Origin of the sequence: Rhodococcus koreensis (assembly GCF_900105905.1) — a bacterium.
Classification (GTDB): Bacteria; Actinomycetota; Actinomycetes; order Mycobacteriales; family Mycobacteriaceae; genus Rhodococcus_F; species Rhodococcus_F koreensis.
The window spans coordinates 283,352-309,573 of the sequence record NZ_FNSV01000002.1; the positions used below are offsets into that span (position 1 = coordinate 283,352).

Below are 26,222 nucleotides of genomic sequence, written 5' to 3' on the forward strand. Positions count from 1 at the left end.
CCGTTCCTTCACCCTGTTCGCGATCGGTTCGTCCGGGGTGCCGTCCCCCCGACAATGCCGAAGGAACAACTCCTCCAACGTGGGTGGTGTGCTGACCAGGCTCCGGACGCCCGTGTCCCCGAGTACCCGGATCAGCTGGCCGAGGCCGACGCTATCGACCTGACAGCGCAGAGTGCTGCCGTTGATCGTGATGTCCGCGACTCCGGGTATGCGGTGCAGGTCGCCGGATCGCCGAGTAGCTCGGCGGTGATCGACGTGTGGCTGAGGTGACGCATCGAGTCGACGGCGCCGCTGTCGACTGTCTTGCCGTCGCGGATGATCGTCACCCGATGGCAGAGCGCCTCGACCTCGGAGAGAATGTGGCTCGACAGCAGGATGGTGGCGCCGCGCTCGACGGCTTCGCGGGCGCACTCACGGAAAATTTGCTCCATCAACGGGTCCAGGCCGGAGGTGGGTTCGTCGAGGAGCAGAACCCGGGCGTGTGACGAGCAGAGCCGACACCAGGGCGACCTTCTGCCGGTTCCCCTTGGAGTAGCTGCGCGCCTTCTTCCGCGGGTCCAGGTCGAACCGTTCGACCAACTCGTCGCGGCGGTGTTCATCGAGCCCGCCGCGCAGTCGTGCCAACAGGTCGATTGTTTCGCCACCGGACAGGGACGCCCACAGCGTGACATCGCCCGGCACGTAAGCCACTTCACGGTGCAGCGCGAACCCTCGGACCACGGATCGCGACCGAGCAACCGGGCCTGACCGGCTGTGGCGCGCAGGATCCCGAGAAGTACGCGGATGGTCGTGGACTTTCCGGAGCCGTTGGGCCCGAGGAAGCCGTGGATCTCGCCGGCGTCGACGGTGAGGGCCAGGCCGTCCAAGGCGTGAACATGACCGAAGTGCTTGTGCAGGCCGTGCACTTCTATGATGTGTTGCATGTCCGCCTCCGTCGTGCTCCTCGCAGGTCTGCAACCACTTCCCTGGCCGGTGCGGCTTTCGGACTTTCGGGCGCCGATCTTCGTCAACTGTCGCTGATCCGTCGGCGGATGTACTAGGGCCTTTCGTCTGCGATCCTTCGCTGCCACACCACACGGGTCAGGCGGAGGTAAATGTAAATGATGGAGGTCCCGAATCCGGGACGCGCGGTACATGTGGTTTCCAGCTCGCGGAAGCTGGTAGCCGACACCCCGATGCGCGCCTGGAGTAACGATTCACACTGAGACTGCTGATGCAGCGAAACCACTTTGCAGACCTGCACCCTGCGCTCCACTGCGGTGAGCAGTGAATCCCCACGCCGCCCACCACGGTCTCCGCGCGGCACTTGACGAGAGGGCGGCCCCAGTGACGAGGCTGCTCACCGATCTCGGATCGGGTAACGAGAGGAAACGCCTGGCCCGCTCCCAACACGACTCTCCGGCGCCTCCTACGAAGGTTGCTGGCGCCTCCCATTCCCTTCTTCGCGCTCGCGGCCGCCTACCTGGCACCGCGGTCGTCACTACAGGGTCGGTCGGAATGGCCCGGCGAAGGAAGCCCGAGGCAGCTCGGGCGGTTACCGGTCCGGTCCGTCGCTGAAGACGAGTCGGCGGCCGGTGATTTCGGTGGGCGTGATCTCGACGTAATTGAACCTGGGGGTGGCCAGCCATGACCGCAACGGCAACTCGTCGGCTGCGGCGACCTCGTCGAGCTTCTGAAGCCGCCGCGCGGTGCCGTGGACGATGACGCTCCACCCCGATTTCTCGGCTAGCTCGTCCACCTCGAAGGCGACGTCCCGGTTGATGGTGAGTTCGACGAGCTTGGTTCCCTCCGCGGTTCGGAAGTACACCTTGCGCTGATGGACGACGTAGTTGACGGGAAAGATGTCGACCCGGCCGGTCACGCTCAAGGCGAGCCGCCCCAGCTCTTTCGAGCTGAGCAGTTGCCAGCTCTCCTGCGCGGTCAGCTCGGTGATCGGTTGCCCGGCTGCCTCATCCGTGCCATTGCCCATGTCTGATGATGGCATCCGAATGCCGTCATTGTCAGCACGTTGGGCAAGCTGATGCCTCACTGCCGCCGGCAGTAGGGGCGCTCGGTGTCGATCTGCGCTTCCCGCTGTACGCGCAGCGGCGCGGGTCTACCCTTCTCCAGAGGAGTCGATTCAGGTGTCGAATCGGGAGTTCATGATGGCCACAGGTCCGCTCAGGAGGCCTTACCCGACTCGGTATTGCCGCGAGAGTGCCACTCTTCCCCCGATCACCACGACCGACCCAAAGAACCCCGACGAGATGAATCTCGTCACCGCCTTCGCACCTCGTCATGATCGGCGGACTGATAGCAATGCTGAGCCGAGTCGGCAGTGTCGGGTCTATTTCCTGTCGAGCAGTCCAGCCAGTTGTTCACGATGCACGGCGCGATCATGCTGCTGGTGTATGCGACACCGGTGGTATTCGGATTCGCCAACTATTCCCGCAACTCACGGCTGAGTGTCCGACAGTGGATAGGGCGCTTACCTCCCGCAAAGCCGAACCAGCGACGGGGATTCTCGTGAGGCGGATAGCCGCGATGGAAGATGGACGGCACCAGACTGAATGCAACGACAGGAGGCGAAGACGATGGGAAGCGACGACCCAAGCGCCAAGGAACTTGCCGTCAACGAATGCTGGGCACTGCTCCGTACCGAGAGCGTTGGCCGCCTTGCCGTGTGGGTGGACGACCACCCGGATATTTTCCCTCTCAACTATGCGGTCGATCATGGAACCATCGTGTTCAGGTCCGGGAGAGGCACCAAGGTGTCCGCTGCGCTGTCGGATGCGCCGGTTGCGCTGGAAGTCGACGGCTACGAGGCGCCGGCGCACGAAGCGTGGAGTGTTGTAATCAAGGGGCGCGCCGAGGGGATCCTTGAGATCGATGAGTTGATGGACACCGTGGATTTGCCGCTCTTTCCATGGCAGAAAGGGGCGAAGAATCTTTTCATCAGACTCGTTCCCACACTGGTGACCGGCCGCCGGTTTCCGGTCGTCGACCCGGCCGTTTGGCGGACTCCCCTCTCGAACGTGCGACGCTCACCCTCGGAATAGGTGTGGATTGCAACACGTCCGCTGACCTCGGGACTAGTCCGTGTAGAAGCAGGACAACGGTCGACGCCAGCGGTATGCCGTGGTACATCCCCACACCCGGCCTATACCGGCCCGGCGAGAGTCGGCGCGGCGGCTTCGGCCGCTTCGTCCATTATGTGTCGGCCCCTTGGCCGGTGTACTGGGGCCTGGTCTGCGATCCTTCGCAGCCTCAGGATGCACATCAGATCGAGGAAAGGTGGCGGCTTCGTATTCTGGGGCGGCGGGGCAGGTGTGGCTTCCGGTGCACGGGAGGAAGTGACCAATGACCCTGACGTGCGGCTGGAGGCAGGACTCACACTGAGACTTCGGGGACCGCGGACCGGGAGGAATTGCCTGTGCGAACCGGCAGAGTGGCTGTTCTCGTCTTGGGCTGTCTGAGCGCCCTGACCGGATTCGCGCTTCTCACTGCCGCGGTGTTTCTCGGGTGGGCCTACTTCATGCAACGCGACGGTGGGCATTTCACCTCCCCGAGTGCGCGTTACGAGACGAGTGAAAGCGCGCTCGTGTCGGAAAAGGTCGACCTGTTCGCCGGTGCGGACCTGCCCGAAGGCTTCAGTTCCGAGGACCTCGGCCGGGTTCTTCTGCGAGCCACCTCCCGTGATCCCGATCGAGATATTTTCATCGGGATCGGTCCCCGCGATGAGGTCGACAAGTACTTCACCGATGTTGCTCACACCGAGGTGACGGCGGTGCAGTTCGATCCGTTCCGGCCGACCTATCGGCAGATTCCCGGCGCACGGCAGGCAGCATTGCCCGGGGAACAGCCATTTTGGTCGGCTTCTTCATCAGGGCCCGGCATGCAGGAAGTGCGATGGGAGCTACGGCAGGGGGCCTGGACGGCTGTCGTGATGAATGCCGACGCGACCCCAGGGGTGTCCGCCGACATTCAAGCCGGTGCACATCTAGCGTTTCTCGGCCCGCTCGCTCTGGGTGTCGTGATCGGCGCAGTCGCCCTTCTGGTCATCGGAATTCCGTTGATCGTGGCAGGAGCAATCGGCCTGGGCCGGCACGGTCCGCCGCAACCACATCCCGTCGGGGCCGACGACAGGGACGCCGGCGACCCCAGTGACGCACAGGGTCCGTCGACGGTCTATCCCGTTCGTCTCGTGGGTGAACTCGACGCGCCACTGTCGCGATGGATGTGGCTGGTGAAATGGCTCCTGGCGATCCCGCACTTCTTCGTACTCGTCTTCCTCGCTGTCGCGTTCGTCGTCACTACCCTGGTGTCCGGATTCGCGATCCTGTTCACGGCACGGTACCCGCGGGCCCTCTTCGACTTCAATGTCGGTGTTCTCCGGTGGATGTGGCGAGTGCAGTTCTACGCCTACTCGGCGCTGGCCACGGACCGCTACCCACCCTTCACCCTGAAACGTACCGATTATCCGGCGGACTTCGACGTCGACTACCCTGCCCGGCTCTCTCGTGGGTTGGTCGTCGTGAAGTGGTGGTTGTTGGCGCTCCCGCACTACCTGATCCTGGCGTTACTCGCGGGAGGCTGGTTCGGGAGTTGGCGTGCCGGAGTGTCCGTCACCGCCGGTGCGCACTACGGGCAGCCGTGGTTTTTCAGTTCCGTGCTCGGTCTCGTGGTGATTTTCTCGGCGATGTCGCTGCTCGTCACCGGACGGTACCCACACGGTTTGTTCGACTTCGTGATGGGCATCAATCGCTGGGCGTTTCGCGTTGCGGCGTACGCGACTCTGATGCGAGACGAGTACCCACCGTTCCGTCTCGATCAGGGACCATTCGAGCCGCATGAGTCCACGGCGGGTGCGGACGGAGACAATTCTGGCGCCGACACCTCCCGAGAAGGGCCCCGCACATGAAGGTATTGGTGGCGTACGCGACCGCGAAGGGCTCGACTCGCGGAATAGCGGAGCGACTCGGGTCGTGTATCGAGGGTTCCGGGCGGGCGGTCGATGTGCGGTCGGCGGCGGATGTGTCTCAGGTGCACTCCTACGACGTGATTGTTCTCGGGAGTGCGATCCATGACGGGCAGTGGCTCGTCGAGGCATCCGACGCTGTCGAGCGGCTGCGGTCCCAGTTGGAGGGAAAGCGTGTTTGGGCGTTTTCGGTGTCGTCGGTGGGGGTCACCAGCACGACCCTGTCGAGACGGTTGGCGCGTTTTCTGCGTCGCGTGACACCGGAGCCTCGGGCGGTGCAGATGCTGCGGGACGCGGCCGATGTGCGGGACCACCGATTCTTTGCCGGGGCGATTGCCCCGGGTGACTGGCCCGGCTTCGGACGGGTCGTCTTTGTGCTCATGGGTGGGCACTACGGCGACGCCCGAGACTGGTCGGACGTGTGCGTATGGGCAGGCATCATCGCCGCCGAATCGACCCGGGATACGGAGCGGCGGTCTTAGATTTGGCGGTCGGCACCGAGGAGGTCCTACTCGTTGCGTTGCCGGGCCGGCGCGAGATGACATCGGAGGAGCAGTATGAGTTCGTCGAAGACGCGCGTGAGGTGGTCGAGCCTGACATCGCTGCAGCGCGCTGCGCTGGTCGTGGCGGCGGCGGTGCAATTGGGGTTGGCCGTGGCTGCCTGGGCAGATCTGGCGACACGTGATCCACGCGACATCAAGGGCAGCAGAACGACATGGGCCGCTGTGATCGCCGTGAACTTCCTCGGACCGATCGCGTACTTTAGGTGGGCTCGCCGCACCCCGGCCGAGTTGCAGTGACGGGAAGGAATTGTTCACGGTGAGTCGACTCCCTCACTCTGTTTGAGCTCGCGGCGAAGCGCCTCGAGCTGCGGCGCGGTTCCCAGCGCAATGAGAATGGTGCCCGGGTCGAGACGCCGCTCCGGCGGGGGATTGGCGACGAACTGCCCCGTCGGTGACCGTAGGGCCATCAGCAGGGAACCGGTGACCGCCGCGAGGGCCGATTCGGCCAGCGTGCGCCCGGCCAGCGGCGAATCAGCTGACACCGCGACCTCCTCGATCCGGTAGTCCAGTGTGTCCTCGTGCATCACGACGTCCAGGAACTCGGCGACATGTGGTTGGAGCGCGAAGGCGCCCATCCGGCGCCCCCCGATGAGTTGCGGGTTGACGACGCGGTTTGCTCCTGCCCGAATCAGCTTGGATGTCGAACCGTCGTTGCGTGCGCGGGCAATGATGATCAGGTCCGGGCTCAGTGCGCGGCTCGACAGTGTGACGTAGACATTGTCGGCGTCGGTGTCGAGCGCCGTGATGAGAGCGTGGGCCCGGCCGATTCCCGCCGCTTCGAGGACGTGGTCGTCGGTGACATCCCCGACCACTGTCGGAACATCGAGTTCGGTGAGGCGCTCCGGATCTCGGTCGACGACGACGACCGGCATCCCGAGCGAGGTCAGGTACTGCACTCCGGCGCGTCCGACCCGGCCGAAACCGCAGACGATCGCGTGTCCGGTCATCCGGCTGATGTGTTTGTCCATTCGTCGACGCTCCATGTGCTGACGTAGATGACCTTCGATGAGTGCTTCGAGGATGACCCCAAAGGTGTACAGCGCCGTACCGGCACCTGCCAGGATGAGAAGGATCGTGAACAACTGGCCCACCGCACTGAGCGGGTGAACTTCACGGAAGCCGACCGTGCTGATGGTGGTGACAGTTTGATACAGCGCATCCAATATCCCGAAGCCCAGGACGACATACCCGAGCGTCCCAGCGACGACGACGAACACGAAGGCACCGAGTGCGCGGCCGATCCTCAGAAGCGGACTCATCGCCGTCTACCCAACCGCTCCGCCGCAGGGGCCTGGCTCACGCCCTCGGATACCGATCGCGCCGGTGTGGACCGACAAAGATGACGGGGCACATCGCGTGCATAAAAACGCTCGTGGCCGTGCGGCCGAGGATTCCGCGGGGTGGATGGGGGGCGCCGCGCCCGACCACCACCAACTCGGCCGACGACGAGTAGCGGACCAACGCCACATCCGCGGGTGTCTCGGTGGTGATCGGGTCCACCACGACATCGGGGAAGCGGGCCTCGTCCGGCTCCAACCATGTATCGAGAAGATCGCGAGCCTCGTTCGAACCCGCGGCGTGCTCGGTTCCCGGTTCCGATGAACCCGGACCGGCTAGGACGCAATGAACAGCACGCAGTAAGGACCCGCGCCGGTGCGCGTAGCGAAAGGCGTAGTGGAGAACGTCCGGTTCGCACTCCGATCGAACTCCTGTCACGACCGGCCCTCCAGTACGGCGAAATCCTGCCCGGACCACCGCAACGGGGCAGGCTGCGCGTGCGATCAGCGCCGCGGTCGTCACCAGTGATTCGCTGCCGGAGGACGAACCGTTTCGGGCACCGAGGACCAGAAGGTCGGCCGCATCTGCGGCCTCGAGCAGTGTGGTGAAGGACGTTCCTGCCCGCATTTCCATCCTGATCTCGGTGTTCCCGGGACGTGTCGGTGCCGAGGCAGCAACGTGGCGGGCGACGTCTGCGGCCTCGGTGAGGTGCCTGTGCGCGTCCTGGGCGCGTTGGCGCTCGTGCTCCCCGTGGTGCGGCTCGACCTCTCGCTCGTGTTCGGAGGGGTCGTGCACGCAGAGCAGTCGCAGTGGAACACGATGAAGGGCAGCGATTTCTGTTGCCCACGCAGCGGCGTTGAGTGCACCGCGGGAACCGTCGATTCCGACGACGATGTGACGATGATCGGAGGGGCCACTCATTTCGCTGTTCCGTTCTCCGTGATCGGGTTGCGAGCGAACTCATGCCGACATGGCCAAGGGGGTGGGGGCGCAGTCCGTCCACACGGCTTGAGGATCTACTACCGGCGATGCGGCTGTGCTCTCGCGGGAAAGGAACGACCCGAGCTCACCGCTAGCACTCATCAGCGGGGCAGGGAAGACGCCGGTAGTGTCCTTCTCGACGCCTAACTCCGCGGCTGTCTGCAAGTTCCGTAGCTGCCATGCGAGTGGGTGGGCGATCATGGAGTCGGAAGCCGTGCCGAGCGCGGCGGCAGCCTTCGCTTCCCCCTCCGCCGCAATGATCTCTGCTCTCTTCTCCCGCTCCGCCCCCCGGGGCATCGCCCACTTCATGCTGTCGGCAAGCTGAATGTCTTTGAGCTCGACCAGGGTGACCTGAACACCCCACTCGAGGGTGGTCGTGTCGAGAATCTGCCGAATGCTGCCGTTGATGACTGTGGTGCCGGAGAGCGTCTCGTCGACAGAATGCTGTCCGACGACGTAGCGGAGGGTGGTGTGGGTAATCTGATTGATCGCACTTCCGACGTTTCCCATTACGACCACCGACTTCCTCGCGTCGACGACGCGGAGATAGGCCACCGCTGCAATGTCGACGCTGACGTTGTCACGGGTGATGATTCCTCGAGAATGGATGGGCAGCGTCACGATCCGCATGGACATTTTGGACAGTTGATCGACGACCGGGACAATCAGCGTCAGAATGGGCTCGCGCACCCCGATGATCTTGCCGAGCCGGAAATGTACACCGCGCTCGTACTGGTTCACGACACGTATGGACAGGGCGAGCAGGAGCCCGAGTGTGACGACTACGGCAAGGATGATCACGGCAGACATGAGGGCTCCGACGTCGACGAAAGTACATCCTCATCGAAGTCGCCTGGCAGGCATGACAGTAGGGTCGACAGTCACTAGTTGAGGCTGGTCCCCGAAGGTGGCGCGCGCCCGTGACCGTGGCGCGTCCCGCCCTCCGACCGGAACACCGCACCCAGTGCGGAAAAGGCACTTTGACCCCGTTCCCTGGGTATCAGAGCAAGAAGGATCGAATAGGGGCACGCAATACCCACGCGTCCGGACCTTGAAGAAGCAGGGTGACATGAGTGCAACCACCGCAATGCCGGCGGGACGGCCGGAACAAGTCTTTCAAGACCGCCGAGATGCCGGACGGGTCCTGGCCGGACTCCTCGAGGGGTTCCGTGGCAATCCCAGGGTCACTGCGCTCGGCATGGCGCGGGGCGGGATACCCATGGCAGGGGAGGTGGCAGCGTCGCTGGGCGCCCCACTCGACGCGTTCGTCGTACGGAAGCTCGGAGTACCGGGCCACGCCCAGTTCGCGCTGGGCGCACTGGCCAGCGGCGGCACCGTGGTGGTCAACGACGACGTGATCCGAGACCTGCAAATCTCCCCGGAACAAATACGCCGAGAGCTCGATCGCGAGGGCCGGGAACTATCGCGACGGGAAGCTGTCTACCGCGAGAACCGACCGCCTCCCGACGTCGCCGACAAGATCGTCATCCTCGTCGACGACGGCCTCGCCACCGGCGCGAGCATGTTCGCCGCCGTCGACGCACCGAGTCCACATGCCGCGACCTCGCCGCCATGGTCGACGACGTGGTATGCGCGACAATGCCGTTCCCCTTCCACGCAGTCAGTGAATCGTTCTGGAATTTCGCGCAGGTGACCGACCGCGAGGTCCTGACGCTTCTGGGCACGCCCACTGTCGCCGGGACAGCTGGTGATGCGAAGGCGTTCGAATTCAGCTCGGCGGCAGCACTGCGCGCCGCGGCACTTGATGCCCCACACGGTGTTCCCTCACTCAACGTGCTTCTCGATCTGGTGGACGACGCCCGGATCGTGGTGATCGGCGAAAGCTCCCACGGCACCCACGAGTTCTATGCGGCGCGCGCAGAAATCACCAAACGGCTCATCGAGGAGAAAGGATTCTCGGCGGTCGCTGCCGAGGCCGACTGGTCGGACGCCTACCGCGTCACCCGTTACGTGCGCGGGATGGTCCCGACGCGACCGCAGAAGAAGCACTGCGCGGATTCGAGAGGTTCCCGGCCTGGATGTGGCGGAACGCCCCGGTACGGGACTTCGTCGGATGGCTGAAGGAACACAATGAACGCTGCAGGGCGCCCGGTCGGACCCCCACCGGGTTCTACGGTCTCGATCTGTACAGCCTGCACCGATCCACGCGCGAGGTCGTGGACTATCTCGATCGGGTAGACCCCGCCGCCGCCCAGCGTGCCCGTGACCGCTACTCCTGCTTCGATAACCGCGGTGGTGACGATGGTCAATCATATGGTTATGCAGCGGCATTCGGTGCTGGAGAGTGGTGCGAACAGAAGGTTGTCGAACAACTCGTCGAGCTGCAACGCCACTCCCTGGACTACGTGCGGCGGGACGGGATGGGCGCCGAGGACGAGCAGTTCTACGCAGAACGCAACGCCGTGGGCGTGTGTGATGCCGAAGGTTACTACCGAACGATGTTCAGTGGGTGCATGCTCTCGTGGAATCTACGCGACCGTCATATGGTCCGCACACTCGAGGCGCTCATCGAACATCTCGACCGACAGTGCGGCACGACATCTCGAATCGTGTTGTGGGCGTACAACTCACATGTCGGCGATGCGCGAGCAACCGAGGCCGGAAGCCGCGGCGAGGTGACCGTCGGGCAGCTGGTGCGCGAAACGCATCCCGGCGACTGCCTGCTGATCGGCTTCACCACATTTTCCGGCACCGTCACCGCGGCGAGTCAGTGGGGCGGCCCGGCCGAACGCAAGGACGTGCGCCCGGCATTGCCCGGTAGCGTCGAGGCGCTCTTCCATGAGCTCGGCGAGCAATCCTTCCTCGTGCGCACCGATGAGGAAAACACTGTTGCGAAGACATTGCGTGCCGCGAGACTCCAGCGGGCGATTGGGGTGATTTACCGACCTGAGACCGAGCGGCAGAGCCACTACTTCCACACCCGGATCTCCGAGCAATTCGATGCGGTGATCCATATCGACACGACCAGGGCGGTCGAGCCCCTCGAACGCACAAGTCTCTGGGTGGAAGGCGAAACACCGGAAACCTATCCCTCGGCGCTCTAGCACCTCGCCCGGGTCGCCCCCCGGGCAGGCCGTGCAGGGCAACAAGGCCGGCCGACCTGACACGGGGTGCACACCCCGCACCAACCGTGTCAGGAACCGTACAGTCCGTGTCGATCGCGTGCGGGTTCACTGGCGTGAACGCGGTCCAGTTCAGATGAGGCATCAGGGGAGTTCGAGTTCCTCTGCGACGACGAGGTCGACTTCCTCCTCGGTCAATCCGCCGAGTAGGTTCAATAGCAGCATCTCTCCGGTACCCTTCGGCCGAGCCGAGCGACGAAGATCTGTTCCGGGTCGCTGTGCGCGGGAGTCGACCGGGGCGCGGTCCTCCAGAATCCGGTATCACCCGGTCGGGAGAGGTCGTGCGTCTCATCCCGTGTCTATGTTCCATCGAACGCTGTTCGCGCGGGGTGCCCGAGAGGATTTGGTCCCTCGCGGAGGGGCCGCAGGGCACCGACTCGTGGCCCCCGCCGCGGTCTGCCGACCTGGACGTCTCCCGGGTGAGATGACATTCGGCCCTGTCTTCCCCGCCGCGTTCCGGCGACGCTGAATAGACACCGAGAATGGGAATTCGAACAAGGGGTCCGGCATGCACCTGATCGGATCTGGTCGTCGACCCGCCCGCTCGCTCGCGCAACCATGGGGCCAGCCGTGATCACCAGATTGCGGTTCTCGCGCCGGTATCTCTCCCGCTCGGCGCGATCGGGGCCACCACCGGATCCCAGTCCGCCCCAGCCTCCGTCGCCGGGCTCATGGTGGCCGATGCTCGCCTTCTTCGGGATGCTGCTCGCGGTGATCCTGGTGGCCACTCTGGCCGGCACGGACAGCCAGACACTGTCGTACAGCGATTTCCTGGGCAGGATCGACTCCGAATCGGTCAAGTCAGTGACCATCGACGGCGACGGCGGGATCGACGGAACACTCACCGACGGCTCGGCCTTCGTCACCCAACTCCCGACGGCCCTGAACGTGAGCGGCCTCGACCAGCGCCTGTAATCCAAGAACATCCAAATCACGGCGAAGAAGGCGACCGGAAACGTGTGGGGGACACTACTGGGAAGTCTTTTGCCGCTTGTACTTCTCGGCGCACTCTTCCTCTGGGTCACCCGGCGGGCACAGCACGCTTTCAGCGGAGGTATCGGCGGTGCTGGCGCCTTCGGCCGCTCCAAGGCTCGGGTGATCGAAGCGAAGCGTCCCACCACCCGCTTCGCCGACGTCGCCGGCTACGAAGGCGTCAAACAGGAAGTCAGCGAGGTCGTCGACTTCCTCCGAGATCCGGCGAAGTACGCCGCCGCCGGAGCACAGGGCCCCCGGGGAGTGCTCATGATCGGGCCGCCCGGAACAGGCAAGACCTTGATGGCGCGCGCAGTCGCGGGGGAGGCGAGCGTCCGGTTCCTGTCGGTCACCGGGTCCGAATTCGTGGAGATGTTCGTCGGTGTCGGCGCCTCCCGCGTCCGCGACCTGTTCGCGCAAGCCCGCAAGAGTCCACCCTCCATCGTCTTCATCGACGAGATCGATGCCATCGGAAGCCGGCGCGGGAGAGCCGGTTTCGGTGGAAACGAGGAACGCGAACAGACCCTCAACCAGCTACTCGCAGAAATGGACGGATTCGACCAGAGCGTGGGAATCGTGGTCCTCGCCGCCACCAACCGGCCCGAATCCCTGGATCCCGCCCTGCTGAGGCCCGGCCGATTCGACCGTCGGGTGACGATTCCGCTCCCCAATCAGACGGAGCGGGCATCGATCCTCGCGGTCCACGCCCGGGAGAAACATCTCGGCCCGGATGCCGATCTCACCATCGTCGCCCGGGCCACACCGGGCTTCTCCGGCGCCGATCTCGCGAACGTCGTGAACGAGGCCGCGATCAACGCCGTGCGGGGAGATCGCACAGTCATTTCGGCGCAGGATCTGGCCGCCGCACGCGATCGGGTGCTCCTCGGGCGGCGCGACACCACAAATGCGCTGCTGCCGGAAGAACGGCACTCGGTGGCAGTCCACGAATCCGGCCACGCCCTGCTCGCCGCATTGTGCCCGCACGCGGATCCGGTGGAGAAGGTGACGATCCTGCCCGCCGGAATGGCGTTGGGCACCACCGAGCAACTCCCCGAGGTCGAACGGCATCTCTACAGCGAGAGCTATCTCGCCGATCTGCTCGCGGTGCGGGTGGCGGGGCGAGCCGCGGAACTCGTGGTGTTCGGCGAGGGGTCGACCGGCGCCGCGAACGATCTGATCGGCGCAACCGCCATCGCCACTCGAATGGTGCGCGAGTTCGGCCTGTCGAAGGCCTTGGGCCCAGTCGGCTATGCCTCCGAAAACCCTGACTCCCTACATGCCGACACCCAAGCAAACATGTTGGCCAGACCCTACTCGGAGCACACGCAGCGCGTCGTGGACGAGGAGGTGGCGAGGCTGCTCAGGGCGGCGGAAACACGGGCGACCGATCTCCTGACAAGTCATCACGCCGCACTCGATCGCCTCACTGTGCTGCTGGAGGCCAGGGAAACCGTGGACGGCTCCGTCGTCCTGGATGCCCTCCGCGAGGAGGCCTGTCCTGGAGACGACCGCACCAGCAACAGTCCGGACGATCGGCATCTCGGTGTCCTGTGACATGTCGTGGACGTGTAGCGCGAGTTGCGGTACGTGATGCGGGGTGCCGGCAGGGCGGAACGATCGGTTCGAGGGTTTCGAGAAAATGGCTGCCGGGGGACCTTCGGCCCTCGCGTCGCCTACAGGCGACGCCGATGGTAGAGGTATGGGATACGAAATCGAACTCGTCGAGATCGATGCACACCCGGCCGCTGTGGTCGAGGCCGCATCGGCCTCGACCACATGCAAGACTTTCTCGGGCAGGCCTTCGGCGAGGTGGTTAGGGCGTGCAGATAAATAACACGCAATACTGGCTAGATTGCGGCGTGTCTGCTTGCGTTGGCCGCGAATTCTCTTATGTCGGTTGCGGTGTCGAGTTTAATGCCTGTGGGTTCGGTTGTGTGGCCGACCAGGTCGAGTAGGGGCCGGGTCTGCTTGACGGCGTTGCGGATGGCTGTAGCGCTGAGTCCGGTCAGCTCGGCGAGGACGGTGGCGGGTGTGGAGAATCGCTGTTGTTGCAGGGTGAGGGCGGTGCGGTCGGCGAGGGTGAGTGCGGGTTTGCGTCCGTTGGTTCGGGTGGGGTTGGGGTGTTGCGCCCGATGGGCAGGGGTGAGTTCGTCGATGAGTTGGGTCCATCGGGTCGGTGTCAGTCCGGTCAGTTCGGCGGCGTGTAGCCACTGCAGGTCGGGTCGCTGGGGTGGTGTGGCGGGTTCGCTGTGGGTGGTGGGCTCGGCGGGGAGGGAGTCGATGGGAGTGGGATGCAGTGTGTAGTTCCAGTCGCCGTGCCATTCGTGGCGAGTGATCGGGATGGCGGCCAGTTGCTGGTCGCTGATTTTGATGCCGATCGGATAGGTGCCGGTGTCGAGTTGCGCGTGTACGCGTAGTCCGGTGCGGGTGGTGGTCGCCGCGATCGTGTTGATGATGACGTCATGGCTGGTCAGGGGTCTGCCACGCCAGTTCATGGAGATGTGGGAGAACAGGCGGTGCTCGATGGCGTTCCATTTGGAGGTGCCGGGCGGAAAGTGGCAGACCGTGATGGCGAGGCCGGTTTCGGCGGCGAGTGCGGAGAGTTCGGTTTTCCACGCCCTGGTGCGGGAACTGTTGGAGCCGCCGGAGTCCGCGGTGACCAACAGTCTCGTGGCGTCGGGGTAGTTCACGGCACCGACACCGCGCCACCAGCGGCGCAGCGATTCCACGGCGAAGGCGGCGGTGTCGTGGTCGGTGCCGACGTTGACCCAACCCGCGTTTTCGGACAAGTCGTAGATCCCGTAGGGCGCGACCTTGCCCAGCTCGCCGGGGAAGTCGTGGGTGTCGACCCGTTCCGGTTCACCCTTCGGCTGAAATTCGGCACCGTTGTTCTTGTACGGTCCGACCAATTCCTTTTTCTTCGTATCGACGCTGACCACCGGCTGCCCACCACCCTGATGGTCTTTGACCTGCTCGTTGATGTAATTGAACTGGGCGTCGCGGTCGGGGCTCTGCTTGCCCTCCAGGGTTTTGGCGTTGGATTGAATCGCCCTGGATCGAGTGGAGACTCCGGTTCAGGCCACCTCGGGGGTTGAGGCAGCAGGGGGACGTTGTTCACGATAGCGGGCCTCGTACCAGGTCGGCGAGAGATAATCGATCGACGAGTGCAATCGGTCCGCGTTGAACCAGCGAACCCACTCGGCGGTTTCCCGCTCCACCTCGGCCCGACCGCTCCACGACGCGTCACGGTCGATCAGCTCGGTTTTGTAGAGTCCGATCGTCGATTCCATCAATCCGTTGTCGAGGGCGTCCCCGACGCTGCCGATCGACCCGGCGATCCCCGAAGCGATCAACGCCTCGGTGAAGGCCAGCGACGTGTACTGGCTCCCCGCATCGCTGTGATGCACCAAACCCGTTGAGGTGAAACGGATGTCGGTTCTCCTGCGGGTGAACAACGCCTGCTCGAGCACTCCGGTGACCAACACGGTGGTCTTGGATGTCATCACCCGCCACCCGAGGATCCGGCGGGAGAACACGTCGACACAGAACGCCGTATACACGAATCCGGTGAGTGTCCACACGTACGTAAAGTCCGCGACCCACCACTGGTCCGGACGGTCCGGGGTGTCCCATTTCCTGTTGATCAGATCCGGGTGTCGTGGTGCCCGCTCGTCGCGCTCGGTGGTGGTCGTGCGGCGTTTGCCGCGGACCACCCCGCGGATGCCGCAGATCTTCATCAGGCGGGCCACCTGATCGCGCCCGATGTCGTGGCCGGCGTGTTTCATCGCCCACCAGATCTTGCGGGCACCGTAGAGGCGCTTGTTGGCCACGTACACCCTGTGCACGGCGTTGGCGGCGTACGCCTCGCCCAGGTCGGTGTCCGAGATGGGTCCGCGCTGCTTGGCCTTGTAGTAGGTGGACGGGGCGATGCTGATGCCGTGCTCGGTGAGCACGGCACAGATCGGGTCGACCCCGAATTGAGAACGGTACGCGTCGATGTAGTCGACGATCACCGCAGTCGGCGGTCGACCTCCGCCGCCGCGAAAAACGCGCTCGCAGTCTTCAAAATCTCGTTGGCTCTGCGTAATTCGGCTACTTCGCGGCGAAGCCTGGCGACCTCGGCCGACACGTCAGGTACCGAAGACGGTGTTCCGGGGGCCTGGCGGCCTTCCTCCCGCTCGATCCAGTTCCTCAGCGTCGCCGGCGCGATGTCGAGCAGCTCGCCGACATGGCGACGGGCTGCGACCTTCGAGCCTCCGTGCTCGTCGATCCGGTCCCGATACATCCGGACGGCGCGATCCTGGGTCTCGGCGTCGTACTTCCTCGGTGCAGGCATACCAGCATTCTCCTTGTTCGATCAGGAGTCTCCACCTCGTCCAGGACGGTTCAGATTGCAAGCTGAAACCCTCCTGCCGCAGCAGGTCCCCGACGACATCCGCGCCGACTTTGTGTCCTTGACCGGTCAACGTGTCCGCGAGGTTGTACGTCGACTTCGCGGTCCACCGCAGCGGCGACATCGGATCGCCTCGCTGGTCCGGTTTTACCAACGCCAACAACGCCGGAACCAGGCCGGGGTCGACCTCGGCCGCTCGTTTGCGGCCACCACCCGCCCGGCGCACCCGCCCCAGCGGAGCCTGCCCGGACTCCAACTCCGTCACCCCCGCCGACACCGTCGCTTCCCGCACCCCCGCTGCCCGTGCCACGGCCCGACCCCCGCCGCGCCCCAACATCCGAGCCTCCGCGCCCAACACCAGCCGACGCTGCCGCTCATCCAAATGCGGCAACACCACCGCGAACTTCGCCGCCAGATCCTCCACAGTCACAACGAAATCGCCCATACCACAATATAGTCCGAAAACACCGAATGTTACGATTTAATTCTCTGCATGCCCTAACCGTTGCCGAACGGCAGGGCCGGCGCATCACCGGTGCTCCATCCGCGCGGTACCGCCACACCGCAGACGACAGGTTGGACGTCGAGGTCGGCTTCCCCCTCAGCGGCGGCATCGCCGCCCGCGGTCGTGTCGAGCCGACGTCACAACCGGCGGGTCGCGCTGCCACCACGATCCATGCCGGTGACTACAGCGGAATCGGTGCAGCGTACGACGCCGCCGTCCACTGGATCACGGAGCACGGCTACGTCCCATCAGGAGACCCGTGGGAGTCCTACCTGGACGGGCCTGGTGTCGCGGCACCCCGCACCGAGGTATTCGTGCCCTGCGCCGAGCGCCTGGATGCGACACCCGAGAACGCGGCGCAGGCGAGGGCTGACCCTGTGGCAGAGCGATCCATCCGTGACTGCGAACCGCGACCACTGCCCTTGCGCGTGGCGGCACCGCGGCTGGCCCGGTGCGCCGCGCGCACGATGAACCTCCTGGCCCGCCACCGTCTTCACCAACCGGAACGGAACATGGGCCGGCGAATGACGTTCGCTGACGGCACCACCGGAGTCGTCTACCGCGAGACCGTCGCCTGCGACGAGTCTCCACGCGATCCATCAGTCCTCGTCGTATCCTTCCGGCTGCGGGGAGCCCACGGATGGGGTCACGCATTGTTCCAAGCCGAAAGGCTGCTCAACACACCACTATTCGCGGGCTTCCCCGGATTCGTATCAAAGTTGTGGCTCACCGCGGACGACCTGGACCGCTACCGCGGCTTCTACCAGTGGGACGGTACACGCCCGGCCGAGGACTACGTCCGGGCATTGTGGTGGGCTCTCGCGCTGGTGAGCCATCGCCACTCGATCCGCTACTGCATCCTGCCCGGTCAGCTTCGCGACGACGTCCTCGAAGGCGCCCGATCAGAAGAGTGGTCCGCACCGCCCGACCAGGCGTGGTGGCGGCTGGTCCGGACGGAGACAGGATCAACATGATCGCGCCGGACGGTGAGCCTCTCGACGTGCTCATCGTCGGTGCGGGCACGACCGGACTCGCCGCGGCCCTGTTCGCCCACGACTACGGCGCCCACGTGCGGATCATTGACCGCAGACCCGACGCGCCCCGATTCTCACGGGCTTTCCTCGTCCAGCCCCGGACCCTCGAAGTACTCCGACCACACGGTGTGATCGATGAACTCCTGGCGCTCGGAGATCCCAGCCCGCAGGTCCACCTGCACCTGCGCCGTCGCTGTGTGCCCGTCCGCCCGGGCGAACTCCGGCTGCCGAACACCGCATTTCCCAATTTCTTGCTCGTTCGGCAAGCCGACGTGGAAGCCGTCCTGCGACGAGCACTCCGCAACCGCGGCGTCGAGGTGGAGTGGGAGTCACAGTTCACGTCGTACCGTGCAGACAAAGGAGTTGTCTGCGAGGTGACCCATCACGGCGTCCGCCGGCAGATCGCGGCCCGGTTCCTCATCGGGTGCGACGGCAGCACGAGCACAGTGCGCGCGACCGCAGGAATCTCCTGGGACGGGGCCGCGTACCCGCGTGAGATTCTCCTCGCCGACGTCGAACTCGACGGTGACGTCCAGCCCGGCATCGCACACATCGGGCTCCACCGCCAGGGACTGCTGTTCCTGCTCCCCACGGGCGAAGCCGCTCAATGGCGCGTGCTCACCGCCCAACCACCGAACCGCACGCACGCCCCAACCGACCGCCACCACCTGCAGCACCTCTTCGACCGGGCACATCTGCACGCCCACATCACCGGTATCCCGTGGTCGGAACGGGTACGAGTCCAGCACCGCATCGCGTCACGGTATCGCCGCGGACCGGTATTTCTCGCAGGCGACGCCGCGCATACCTTCTCCCCAGCGGGTGGCCAAGGCATGAACACCGGCATCCAGGACGCTGCCGGCCTGGGATGGAAACTCGCGTTCGCGGCACGCCTTCCGGGCCGCAGCAACGCCACCCTCCTGCGGTCCTACGCCGCCGAGCGACGGCCTGTCGCCCAGCAAGTGTTGCTGCTGACCCACCTGTTGTTCTGGGCCGAGGCAGGCCGCGGTCCGGTGCCGTCACTCCTCCGCATCGCCTTCTCGTCGGCAGGGGCGCCGCTGGTCCCGCTGCTGCTACGACGTCGTCGGCTCCTCACGTACGCAGTACAGCTGCTCGCCCAACTTCGCCGGCACTATCGACACAGCCCGCTGACGGTCGAGGACGCCAGGGGTTCCACCGCCGTCGCAGCCCCAGCGGGTGAGCGGATCCCGGACGAGGAAGTGACCGTCAACGGTGCCCGGCAGCAGCTACACCATCTGATTGCGACACCGGCAATTCACATGCTCCTGCAGCGGGACACGAGTTGGGAAGTGCCGCTCATCCCCAACGGGCGGCTACGGGTTCACCGAGTTCGCAGCTGGCCGGGCACCGGCACCGTGATCGTCCGCCCCGACGGATACATCGGGTTTCGGAGCGGTTCCGGCACGCAGGGGGCCACCGAGTGGCTCACACTGGTCGGAGCATCACCGACGCGCTCCTGACAGATATCCGGGTCGAACACCAGTCCCGGTCGAATCGACAATAGAACATACTGGTGTACAACAGTTTTCACCAGGAATTCGCCACCATTCGAGTGCACGCCGACCATCGGTAGCAAACTTCCAAGTTGGCGACCTATGGCCCTGTGACGCGTGCACCGGCGGACGTAGGTTCGGAACAGGCCTGAGAAATTGTTCTGGCCAGAGGAGGGTTCTGATGGGATTCGTCGATCGCGCCGACGCAGGAAGGCGGCTGGCCAGACGCCTACGCACATTCCAAGGACAGGACGTCGTGGTGCTGGGACTCCCCAGAGGTGGCGTGCCGGTCGCCTTCGAAGTCGCCAAGGCGCTCCACGCCCCCCTCGACGTGATCATGGTCCGCAAGCTCGGGGTCCCGTACCAACCCGAGCTGGCCTTCGGCGCCATCGGTGAGGGCGGCGTACGGGTGATCAATCCCGACGTCGTATCACGGGCCGCGCTCACCGTCACCGACATCGCCGCCGTCGAACGCACCCAGTCGGCCGAGCTTCGTGACCGCGCTGAACGCTTACGCGGCATGTTCGACCAGGTCCCGATCAGGGGACGGATCGCGCTGATCGTCGACGATGGAGTGGCGACAGGCTCGACCGCCCGGGCCGCGTGCCAGGTCGCCCGTGCACAGGGCGCCGCGCGGGTGGTTATCGCTGTCCCGATCGGGTCGCCACGGCAAATCGACAACCTTGCCGAAGACGCCGACGAGGTCGTGTGTATGCAGACCCCGAGAGGATTCTTCGCGGTAGGACAGGGCTATCGGGATTTTTCCCAGACCACGGACGAAGAGGTAGCTGAACTCTTGCGGTGTGCACGCAGCGGCGTCCGCGAACACGCGTCGGCGGACGCCGGAGTTGATCCGCCGATTCGCGACGAAGACATTGAAGTCTCCGCCGGCGGGGTCCGCTGCCTGGGCCATCTCACCATCCCGCAAAACCCGATCGGGATAGTCGTCTTTGCCCACGGCAGCGGCAGCAGCCGCCACAGCCCGCGAAACCGCTATGTCGCTCAAATTCTGCACCAGGCCGGTCTGGCTACGATGTTGTTCGATCTCCTCACCGCCGCCGAAGAAGGCAACCGTGGCCTGGTATTCGACATAGACCTCCTCGCGGAACGGCTCGTCGCGGTCACGTTGTGGCTGAAAAACCAACCCGACACCGCCGACCTGCCGGTGGGGTATTTTGGGGCCAGCACCGGCGCCGCCGCAGCGTTGTCTGCCGGCACCTACTCTCACGTCGACATCAGGGCGATTGTCTCCCGTGGCGGCCGACCCGATCTCGCTGGTGAGCATCTGACCGAAGTGCGCGCCCCTACGCTGTTGATCGTCGGTTCCCGCGACGACACCGTTCTCGAGCTCAACCGCCGCGCGCAAGCTGCGATCCCCGCCGAGTGCCGGATCGAGATCGTTTCCGGTGCCACCCATCTGTTCGAAGAGCCCGGAACCCTCGAGCAAGTTGGGGTACTGGCCCGCGAGTGGTTCACCACCTACCTGCCGTCCACACTGCCACCTCTGCGCCGCAGCGCACACCGATAAGACCCGGATTCACGAGAGGGCCAACAGATTCGATTCGAGGTCTCAGTCTTCCGGTGTCGCGAACCGTGGCAACTCAGGGAGGGTCGGGATGAAAGTTGCCGCCGGTGACGTGAGCCCTCGAACTGAGGACTGTTGGCCCTACTGTCTTCCCCTGAGGGGGAGTGGACTCGGAGGGGTCAGGTAACACCTCCCGATTCTGGAGTCAGCCATGAGCATTCTCTCGCCCCGCCGCCCACACCAGGCACTGCTGCCGGCGTGGCCGTCATTGCCGGACTGGTCGGATCTGATGGCCAGGTTCGAGGCGATGCCGCCGTGGACGTCCCTCGAGGGGCACATGATCCGTGTCGAGGAACATCTCGACGAAGGCCGTTACACCCTACGCGCCGAACTGCCCGGGATGGACCCGGAAAAGGACGTCGACATCAGCGTCCGGGACGGGCAGTTGACCATCAAGGCCGAACGCACCGAACAACACAAGGAAGGCACCCGGTCGGAATTCCACTACGGCAGCTTCTACCGGTCCATGCCGCTGCCCGCCGGGGCGAAGGAAGACGACATCGACGCCTCCTACACCGATGGGATCCTGACTGTGACGGTACCGGTAACCGAATCCTCGACACCGGAGAAGCACGTCGAAATCAAGGCGACGCCCAGTGGCGGCAAAGTCACCTGACCGCCGCCTTGTGCCGGGGTGGAACGCGATGAGGATCGGCGCCCGGATGGCAGACCGGTTGCCGCGGCAGAGAACCGCGGAACACGGGGACCCGCTCACCCAGGCCTCCTTCCTGAACGGGGACAGTATGCCGAAGACGATCATCCCGGTTATCGCGACGTTGTGGGTCATTCTGGCGGTGATCGGTGCTTGGAGCACCATCGCCTTCGCGATCGCCGTCCTTGCCGCCGTCGTGCTGGGCACCTACCTGCTGGCGTCTGCGGTCACCGGGCCAGGGAACCGCTGACGTGGCCACACGCCACCATCTGAAACCGCTTATTCGACAGACCCTTGGAGATCACCAATCATGACCACAGCAAGTGACATCATGCACGCGGGGGCGACCTGCATCGGCGAGCACGACACCCTGACCACTGCCGCCCAACGTATGCGGGAATTGGACGTCGGGGCGCTGCCGATCTGTGGCGACGACGACCGCCTGCACGGCATCATCACCGACCGAGACATCGTACTCAAATGCGTTGCTGCCGAACAGGACCCGGCCACGATGACCGCGGGCGATCTCGCGCAGGGCAGCCCTTACCATGTCGATGCCGGAGCGAGCGTCGAAGTGGTGGTCACCGTGATGGAGGAGCACCAGATCCGCCGGCTGCCGGTTCTCGACGATCATCGACTGGTTGGGATGATCAGCGAAGCTGACATCGCCCGTCATCTTCCCGAGCATGCAGTCGGGTCGTTCGTCGAAGCCATCTGTGCCCCGAAAGCACTTCCCAGCCAATGACCCGCGCGGTGTGGAGGGCCGGGGCCCTCCACACCGGTCCTGCAGAGAACCTCAACCGCGATCTCTGTACGGGCACTCACCGCACCATGACTCGGGGATGGTCGATCGTTTCTCTTCGCCTCGAGGGGTGTTGATTCCGGGTACCAGCGATCTCGCGCTGAACCTTTCGCCTGATTCTCCACATCACTCTCCGAACATCAGGTATAGCTCCGCGGGCCTTGCGGCGGTGCGATGCCGGGCGCTAGGGCGCCCAGGCTGCATGCGAACACGCGCGGCACCAGCGACTGGCACTGCGATCGCCGGCCTCACCCATCCGGCACCTCAACCGGACGAGTAGACGTGGTCGTGCCCCTGCGCCAGCGGATGTCGGCCGATAACGCTTCACTCTGATCTTCGCTCGACGCCCGAAACACCTCGGTGAGTTCGGTGCCCCACTCTGCCGACAGTCTTACGCACATCGTGCCCTCGGCGCCGTCGAGGGTGAGCATCTTATCGGTGTCGGCACGCTGTTGATCGGACGACCTGCACCGTCGGCATCTCCGCGGCGTGGCATGTCGATTTTTTCGCGAAGGACATACTGATGCTTCCGATCACCACGGAAGATCTTTGGGGCGGAACAAGGCTGGGCGACGCAATGCGGCCTCGATGTCCCAACCCTCAGAGTTACACAGGACACACTTGGGATACCGCGGGGGACGGCCCCGGTCCAGCTCCGATAGGGCAACTGCTGACGTCAGCGGCCACTGCATCGCAGGCACCCAGAGTCCTCGGATCAATCGCGCACCGGCTCCGTCTGCGAGTCGTGGACGTCGGAATACCGTTCCAGGACTCTGCGCATCTCCGTTATGGCCTTCTGGCGGTTCCCGGTCTCGGAGATCCGGGCGAGTTGACGCTTGAGGCTCACGGCAAAATCCGCGTAGTCGTTCTGCCAGTCCCGACCGATCAGTTGCGCCGCGTCCGTCCGGGCGGTACCCGCCAGCTTCGCGGGGGTGCCGGACTGCAGTTGGTAGCATTCGCCGATCTTCGGGGTGACGATGGAAAGCGAAGGGTCGTCGTCGGATACCAGTTCGGTCAGCGCCGCGATCGCTCCCGGCTCACCATGGGTCAAGAACAGGCTTCCGGAAATAGGATTCCGCGCCTTGATCCAGTCCAGCAGTTCGGCCTGATCTGCATGGGCAGAGTAGCTGTCGATCCGCCGGATGTGGGCGCGAACATTGACGTCCGAGCCCGAAATACGAACTTGTTTTGCACCTTCGAGAATTATGCGACCGAGCGATCCTTGAGCTTGGAACCCGACGAACAAGATCGTCGAATCCCGGCGATGCAGATTGTGTGCGAGATGATGGCGAACCCGTCCCGCCTCACACATTCCCGAGGCCGCAATGATGATGACCCCCGACATCGTGTTGATCCGCATGGAGACTGCAGCATCATCGACATAGTGAATCGCCGGATGGTGGAAGATGTCCTTGCCCTCGAGATCCTCGAGTTCGGCGGCATGCCTGGCGAAGACGCTCGTAGCCCGGTTGGCCAGCGGCGAGTCGACGAAGACCGGCACGTTGGGGATGCGGTTCTCATCGGCGAGGTACGCAATGTCGAGTAACAACTCCTGCGTGCGTTCCAGCGCGAAGGCAGGGATCACCAGGTTGCCACCACGTGAGCTGGCCCTGTTGATCTCTCCTTCCAACAGGTCCCGTCGCTCGCTGATGGTCAGCTTCGCGCGGGACCGGCTGCCGTAGGTCGCCTCGCAAATAACGTAGTCCAGGCCCGAAGGGCCTTCCGGGTCGGCGTGGAACGCCTTGTATTGTGGACCGAGGTCGCCGGAACAGAGCAGACTCACCCCTCCAGCGTCGACCTCCGCTGACGTCGCACCCAAAATGTGTCCGGCATTCCACAATCGTGCTCGAAACCCGGGGGTGGGTTGGAACCATTCCTCCAAGGGGACGGGGCGGGTCTGCCTCCACGCCGTCAACCCATCCTGTTCGGTATAGAGCGGTTCGAATGTCCCCTCGCCGGCGCGATCTCGCCGTTGATTTCGTCGCTGCGCCTCGAACTCCTGAATCCTTCCCGCGTCGGCGAGCATGTATTGCAGGAGCTCGGAGGTCTCGTCGGTGCAGAAGATTGGCCCTTCGAAGCCGCGGGCCACCAGCTTGGGCAGCAGGCCACAATGATCGATATGGGCGTGGGTGAGTACGACCGCATCAATCCCCTCCGGCGCGAAGGCGAAGGCACCGTGATTCAGTGTCTCCAGGCTCCGTGAGCCCTGGAACAGTCCGCAGTCCACCAGTATGCGTGTGCCGTCCGACTCAATCTCCAGGCAGGAGCCGGTCACTGTTTTCGCGGCACCATGAAAGGTGAGGTTCACGTGGTTCGTCATGCGAGGCTCCTCGTTACAGATCCAGCTCCCCGGCAGCGTGGCGGTCTGTCTGTGCTGACGTGATGCCGCCCCGTCCGGTACAGGTTCGCCGCGGGTGCACCGGCATTCGATCGCGGTATTACCGTTGCCGTGTGGCGTCCGGATATGCCTCGTCGGGTTTCCAGGTCGATACCGCCCAGATGACGACCACATCGAGCCCGATGATCAGGATCGCCCACAGCGGGTAGTACGGCAGCCAGAGGAAGTTCGCGAGTATGGAGACTGCCGCGATGATCACTGCGGCCACACGAGACCAGGTGGCACCGGTGAACAACGCGCAGCCGACGAGTGCGACGACCGCACCCAGGACAAGGTGGATCCATCCCCAGGTGGTGAGGTCGATCTTGTACGTGTAGTTGATGCCGACGACGAACACCTCGTCCTTCGCAACAGCGGCGATGCCCTGGAGAAGCTGCAGTATCCCCACTGTGACCAAGACGACGGCCGCGCCCGTGGCGGTGCCAGCCGCGACATTCTGCTTGACCAACGTATCCTCGGACATTCTCGCGCCCTTCTCTCGGTGTTCGTTGAGCGGGATGCCGGTGCGGAGTAGTCGAGAGCGGATCACTCCGCGCGACACGACTCGTGTGCGCCGAAACACTTCTCACAGTTCGAGTGAACATCGGAAAGACGGCGGTCAGTAGGGTCTCCTGTCACCATTCACGGCACGGCACGGCACGGCACGGAACGCGATCAGTGGGCAGTGTGAGGCCCCTGTCGGGGCCTGACTGTCAACGAACACGGGGGAAGTCCGGGCGGGCGGAAGCCGGATGGTTCTCACCTCGCGACGGGATTGCTGTACAGGGCACAAAGTCACCGATCGGGATCCGCCCACCGTGACTCGATCTGGGTCGCGAACCTCGCGACCGTCGGCCGCCTGTCGGGGAGCGGGAACCGTCTTCACCCTGCCGCGTTCACCGCGCGCAGCGGGGATCGACGGAACATGACAGTTCCGGGCCCGTCGATTGTGCAGGTCTTGGCTCGATGTTCCCTCACAGAGCACCCCGGGGTCCCTCGATTGAGGACCCTCGGCCCTACTGCCGGTATCCAATGACGAGTGAACTGGGAAGGGGCAGCAACCACTACCTCACTCGCCATACGGCAGCACACGAACTGGCACAACCGAACCACGACATATGTGCGCGTCGCTCGATAGGTTGCCATGGATGGAGATCGACATGCACGCAGAACCAGGGGACTGGCTGGTTGTGAAAGGCACAGTCGTGGACAGCCCCGACGAGGTCGGTCAGATCGTCGAGGTTCGCCACGCGGACGGCGAGCCTCCGTACCTTGTCAGGTGGATACGTGACGGTCACGAGGCACTGGTATTTCCCGGCCCGGACGCGCACGTGGTGACAGCCGCCGAGAAGGTCGAGGAAGACCGTCGCGAACGACAACGAATCTCCGCGATACAAGACGCTATTGCCGGCCAACCACACCCCGAACAGCGGAGTCTCCGAACCGGCCACGGGGGTGCCTGAGAA

The 26,222-nt window shown here is 64.5% G+C and carries 22 protein-coding genes, 4 pseudogenes and 1 other annotated feature; of the genes and pseudogenes, 15 read left to right on the top strand and 11 right to left on the bottom strand.

Annotation, left to right across the window (positions count from 1 at the left end; translation table 11 throughout):
* Positions 1-131: 131 nt before the first annotated feature.
* Positions 132-923, bottom strand: a complete 792-nt coding sequence (locus BLV94_RS02130) for an ABC transporter ATP-binding protein (RefSeq protein ID WP_341866446.1) — start codon at positions 921-923, stop codon at positions 132-134.
* Positions 924-1,534: 611 nt separating this feature from the next.
* A complete protein-coding gene (locus BLV94_RS02140) occupies positions 1,535-1,969 on the bottom strand; it encodes a pyridoxamine 5'-phosphate oxidase family protein (protein WP_072951276.1) in 435 nt (144 codons plus the stop codon).
* 172 nt (positions 1,970-2,141) lie between these two features.
* On the opposite strand from BLV94_RS02140, the pseudogene BLV94_RS52295 reads away from it, so the two are divergent.
* From BLV94_RS52295 to BLV94_RS02165, 5 genes and pseudogenes are all read left to right on the top strand, one after another.
* A pseudogene (locus BLV94_RS52295) lies at positions 2,142-2,425 on the top strand (cytochrome ubiquinol oxidase subunit I); the annotation flags it as partial.
* A gap of 148 nt (positions 2,426-2,573) precedes the next feature.
* Positions 2,574-3,038 (top strand): pyridoxamine 5'-phosphate oxidase family protein, encoded by a 465-nt coding sequence (locus BLV94_RS02150; RefSeq protein WP_072951280.1) that lies wholly within the window; start codon positions 2,574-2,576, stop codon positions 3,036-3,038.
* A 374-nt stretch (positions 3,039-3,412) separates the two neighbouring features.
* Positions 3,413-4,900: a DUF4389 domain-containing protein gene (locus tag BLV94_RS02155; RefSeq protein ID WP_072951272.1), complete on the top strand. Its 1,488-nt coding sequence runs from the start codon at positions 3,413-3,415 to the stop codon at positions 4,898-4,900.
* The gene (locus BLV94_RS02160; RefSeq protein WP_072951270.1) at positions 4,897-5,439 is read left to right on the top strand and encodes a flavodoxin domain-containing protein; all 543 of its coding nucleotides are present in this window, start codon (positions 4,897-4,899) and stop codon (positions 5,437-5,439) included. The genes BLV94_RS02155 and BLV94_RS02160 overlap by 4 nt, the downstream gene beginning before the upstream one ends.
* Before the next feature lie 75 nt (positions 5,440-5,514).
* Positions 5,515-5,757: a PLDc N-terminal domain-containing protein gene (locus BLV94_RS02165; protein ID WP_072951268.1), complete on the top strand. Its 243-nt coding sequence runs from the start codon at positions 5,515-5,517 to the stop codon at positions 5,755-5,757.
* Positions 5,758-5,771: 14 nt separating this feature from the next.
* Here the strand turns inward: BLV94_RS02165 and BLV94_RS02170 are convergent, their stop codons facing one another.
* The 3 genes from BLV94_RS02170 to BLV94_RS02180 are packed head-to-tail and all read right to left on the bottom strand — an operon-like array spanning position 5,772 to position 8,589.
* Positions 5,772-6,779 carry a potassium channel family protein gene (locus tag BLV94_RS02170; RefSeq protein WP_072951266.1) on the bottom strand — a complete coding sequence of 336 codons (1,008 nt, stop codon included), beginning with the start codon at positions 6,777-6,779 and terminating at the stop codon, positions 5,772-5,774.
* 37 nt (positions 6,780-6,816) lie between these two features.
* A complete protein-coding gene (locus BLV94_RS02175) occupies positions 6,817-7,719 on the bottom strand; it encodes a universal stress protein (protein WP_072951263.1) in 903 nt (300 codons plus the stop codon).
* Positions 7,720-7,758: 39 nt separating this feature from the next.
* Positions 7,759-8,589 (bottom strand): SPFH domain-containing protein, encoded by an 831-nt coding sequence (locus BLV94_RS02180; RefSeq protein WP_072951261.1) that lies wholly within the window; start codon positions 8,587-8,589, stop codon positions 7,759-7,761.
* Positions 8,590-8,848: 259 nt separating this feature from the next.
* Between BLV94_RS02180 and BLV94_RS02185 the strand changes: the two are divergent.
* From BLV94_RS02185 to ftsH, 3 genes and pseudogenes are all read left to right on the top strand, one after another.
* Positions 8,849-10,844: pseudogene (locus BLV94_RS02185) on the top strand (erythromycin esterase family protein).
* A gap of 759 nt (positions 10,845-11,603) precedes the next feature.
* On the top strand, positions 11,604-11,837 hold the full coding sequence (locus tag BLV94_RS50245) for an ATP-dependent metallopeptidase FtsH/Yme1/Tma family protein (RefSeq protein WP_244163415.1): 234 nt from the start codon (positions 11,604-11,606) through the stop codon (positions 11,835-11,837).
* Between the two features lie 15 nt (positions 11,838-11,852).
* A complete protein-coding gene (gene ftsH, locus BLV94_RS02190) occupies positions 11,853-13,448 on the top strand; it encodes an ATP-dependent zinc metalloprotease FtsH (protein ID WP_255315069.1) in 1,596 nt (531 codons plus the stop codon).
* Between the two features lie 293 nt (positions 13,449-13,741).
* On the opposite strand, the pseudogene BLV94_RS02195 reads toward ftsH, so the two are convergent.
* The 3 genes and pseudogenes from BLV94_RS02195 to BLV94_RS02210 form a co-directional block, all read right to left on the bottom strand.
* Positions 13,742-14,944, bottom strand: a pseudogene (locus tag BLV94_RS02195) (ISAzo13 family transposase); the annotation flags it as partial.
* A gap of 24 nt (positions 14,945-14,968) precedes the next feature.
* Positions 14,969-16,230 (bottom strand): IS3 family transposase gene (locus BLV94_RS02200; RefSeq protein WP_425272483.1). Its coding sequence is split into 2 segments (ribosomal slippage): positions 14,969-15,936 and positions 15,936-16,230, totalling 1,263 coding nucleotides; the frame shifts between segments, so codons are not numbered across the junction.
* Positions 15,815-15,946, bottom strand: a sequence feature (AL1L pseudoknot). (Overlaps the previous gene by 132 nt.)
* Positions 16,231-16,285: 55 nt before the next feature.
* Positions 16,286-16,732, bottom strand: a pseudogene (locus BLV94_RS02210) (ISAzo13-like element transposase-related protein); the annotation flags it as partial.
* Between the two features lie 26 nt (positions 16,733-16,758).
* On the opposite strand from BLV94_RS02210, the gene BLV94_RS48335 reads away from it, so the two are divergent.
* The 6 genes from BLV94_RS48335 (at position 16,759) to BLV94_RS02245 (ending at position 22,322) form a co-directional block, all read left to right on the top strand.
* Positions 16,759-17,766 carry a GyrI-like domain-containing protein gene (locus BLV94_RS48335; RefSeq protein ID WP_143051310.1) on the top strand — a complete coding sequence of 336 codons (1,008 nt, stop codon included), beginning with the start codon at positions 16,759-16,761 and terminating at the stop codon, positions 17,764-17,766.
* Positions 17,763-19,307, top strand: a complete 1,545-nt coding sequence (locus BLV94_RS02225) for an FAD-dependent monooxygenase (protein ID WP_072950815.1) — start codon at positions 17,763-17,765, stop codon at positions 19,305-19,307. The genes BLV94_RS48335 and BLV94_RS02225 overlap by 4 nt, the downstream gene beginning before the upstream one ends.
* 214 nt (positions 19,308-19,521) lie before the next feature.
* Complete coding sequence (locus tag BLV94_RS02230; protein WP_072950817.1) at positions 19,522-20,868, top strand: alpha/beta family hydrolase; 1,347 nt, start codon at positions 19,522-19,524, stop codon at positions 20,866-20,868.
* Positions 20,869-21,076: 208 nt separating this feature from the next.
* A complete protein-coding gene (locus BLV94_RS02235; RefSeq protein WP_072950820.1) occupies positions 21,077-21,541 on the top strand; it encodes an Hsp20/alpha crystallin family protein in 465 nt (154 codons plus the stop codon).
* A gap of 46 nt (positions 21,542-21,587) precedes the next feature.
* Positions 21,588-21,827 (top strand): hypothetical protein, encoded by a 240-nt coding sequence (locus tag BLV94_RS02240; protein WP_143051311.1) that lies wholly within the window; start codon positions 21,588-21,590, stop codon positions 21,825-21,827.
* A 60-nt stretch (positions 21,828-21,887) separates the two neighbouring features.
* The gene (locus BLV94_RS02245) at positions 21,888-22,322 is read left to right on the top strand and encodes a CBS domain-containing protein (RefSeq protein WP_072950826.1); all 435 of its coding nucleotides are present in this window, start codon (positions 21,888-21,890) and stop codon (positions 22,320-22,322) included.
* A 305-nt stretch (positions 22,323-22,627) separates the two neighbouring features.
* On the opposite strand, the gene BLV94_RS02250 is transcribed toward BLV94_RS02245, so the two are convergent.
* The 3 genes from BLV94_RS02250 to BLV94_RS02260 all read right to left on the bottom strand — a co-directional run bounded on the left by BLV94_RS02250 (position 22,628) and on the right by BLV94_RS02260 (position 25,240).
* Positions 22,628-22,810, bottom strand: a complete 183-nt coding sequence (locus tag BLV94_RS02250) for a hypothetical protein (RefSeq protein ID WP_072950828.1) — start codon at positions 22,808-22,810, stop codon at positions 22,628-22,630.
* Between the two features lie 284 nt (positions 22,811-23,094).
* The gene (locus tag BLV94_RS02255) at positions 23,095-24,699 is read right to left on the bottom strand and encodes an MBL fold metallo-hydrolase RNA specificity domain-containing protein (RefSeq protein ID WP_072950831.1); all 1,605 of its coding nucleotides are present in this window, start codon (positions 24,697-24,699) and stop codon (positions 23,095-23,097) included.
* Positions 24,700-24,817: 118 nt separating this feature from the next.
* Positions 24,818-25,240, bottom strand: a complete 423-nt coding sequence (locus BLV94_RS02260; protein ID WP_072950833.1) for a DUF7144 family membrane protein — start codon at positions 25,238-25,240, stop codon at positions 24,818-24,820.
* A 664-nt stretch (positions 25,241-25,904) separates the two neighbouring features.
* On the opposite strand from BLV94_RS02260, the gene BLV94_RS02265 reads away from it, so the two are divergent.
* Entirely contained in the window at positions 25,905-26,219 is a 315-nt protein-coding gene (locus BLV94_RS02265; RefSeq protein ID WP_072950852.1) for a DUF1918 domain-containing protein, read from the top strand.
* The last annotated feature ends 3 nt before the right edge of the window (positions 26,220-26,222 follow it).

Bases quoted from the DNA above. Each gene is read 5' to 3' on its own strand.
- BLV94_RS02245 (WP_072950826.1), top strand. From the start codon at position 21,888: ATGACCACAGCAAGTGACATCATGCACGCGGGGGCGACCTGCATCGGC.
- BLV94_RS02260 (WP_072950833.1), bottom strand. From the start codon at position 25,240: ATGTCCGAGGATACGTTGGTCAAGCAGAATGTCGCGGCTGGCACCGCC.
- BLV94_RS02240 (WP_143051311.1), top strand. From the start codon at position 21,588: ATGGCAGACCGGTTGCCGCGGCAGAGAACCGCGGAACACGGGGACCCG.
- BLV94_RS02170 (WP_072951266.1), bottom strand. From the start codon at position 6,779: ATGAGTCCGCTTCTGAGGATCGGCCGCGCACTCGGTGCCTTCGTGTTC.
- BLV94_RS02130 (WP_341866446.1), bottom strand. From the start codon at position 923: ATGCAACACATCATAGAAGTGCACGGCCTGCACAAGCACTTCGGTCAT.
- BLV94_RS02255 (WP_072950831.1), bottom strand. From the start codon at position 24,699: ATGACGAACCACGTGAACCTCACCTTTCATGGTGCCGCGAAAACAGTG.
- BLV94_RS02140 (WP_072951276.1), bottom strand. From the start codon at position 1,969: ATGGGCAATGGCACGGATGAGGCAGCCGGGCAACCGATCACCGAGCTG.
- BLV94_RS02230 (WP_072950817.1), top strand. From the start codon at position 19,522: ATGGGATTCGTCGATCGCGCCGACGCAGGAAGGCGGCTGGCCAGACGC.
- BLV94_RS02250 (WP_072950828.1), bottom strand. From the start codon at position 22,810: ATGCTCACCCTCGACGGCGCCGAGGGCACGATGTGCGTAAGACTGTCG.
- BLV94_RS02235 (WP_072950820.1), top strand. From the start codon at position 21,077: ATGAGCATTCTCTCGCCCCGCCGCCCACACCAGGCACTGCTGCCGGCG.
- BLV94_RS02160 (WP_072951270.1), top strand. From the start codon at position 4,897: ATGAAGGTATTGGTGGCGTACGCGACCGCGAAGGGCTCGACTCGCGGA.
- BLV94_RS02265 (WP_072950852.1), top strand. From the start codon at position 25,905: ATGGAGATCGACATGCACGCAGAACCAGGGGACTGGCTGGTTGTGAAA.
- BLV94_RS02165 (WP_072951268.1), top strand. From the start codon at position 5,515: ATGAGTTCGTCGAAGACGCGCGTGAGGTGGTCGAGCCTGACATCGCTG.
- BLV94_RS50245 (WP_244163415.1), top strand. From the start codon at position 11,604: ATGCTCGCCTTCTTCGGGATGCTGCTCGCGGTGATCCTGGTGGCCACT.
- BLV94_RS02225 (WP_072950815.1), top strand. From the start codon at position 17,763: ATGATCGCGCCGGACGGTGAGCCTCTCGACGTGCTCATCGTCGGTGCG.
- BLV94_RS02175 (WP_072951263.1), bottom strand. From the start codon at position 7,719: ATGAGTGGCCCCTCCGATCATCGTCACATCGTCGTCGGAATCGACGGT.
- BLV94_RS48335 (WP_143051310.1), top strand. From the start codon at position 16,759: ATGTTACGATTTAATTCTCTGCATGCCCTAACCGTTGCCGAACGGCAG.
- BLV94_RS02150 (WP_072951280.1), top strand. From the start codon at position 2,574: ATGGGAAGCGACGACCCAAGCGCCAAGGAACTTGCCGTCAACGAATGC.
- BLV94_RS02180 (WP_072951261.1), bottom strand. From the start codon at position 8,589: ATGTCTGCCGTGATCATCCTTGCCGTAGTCGTCACACTCGGGCTCCTG.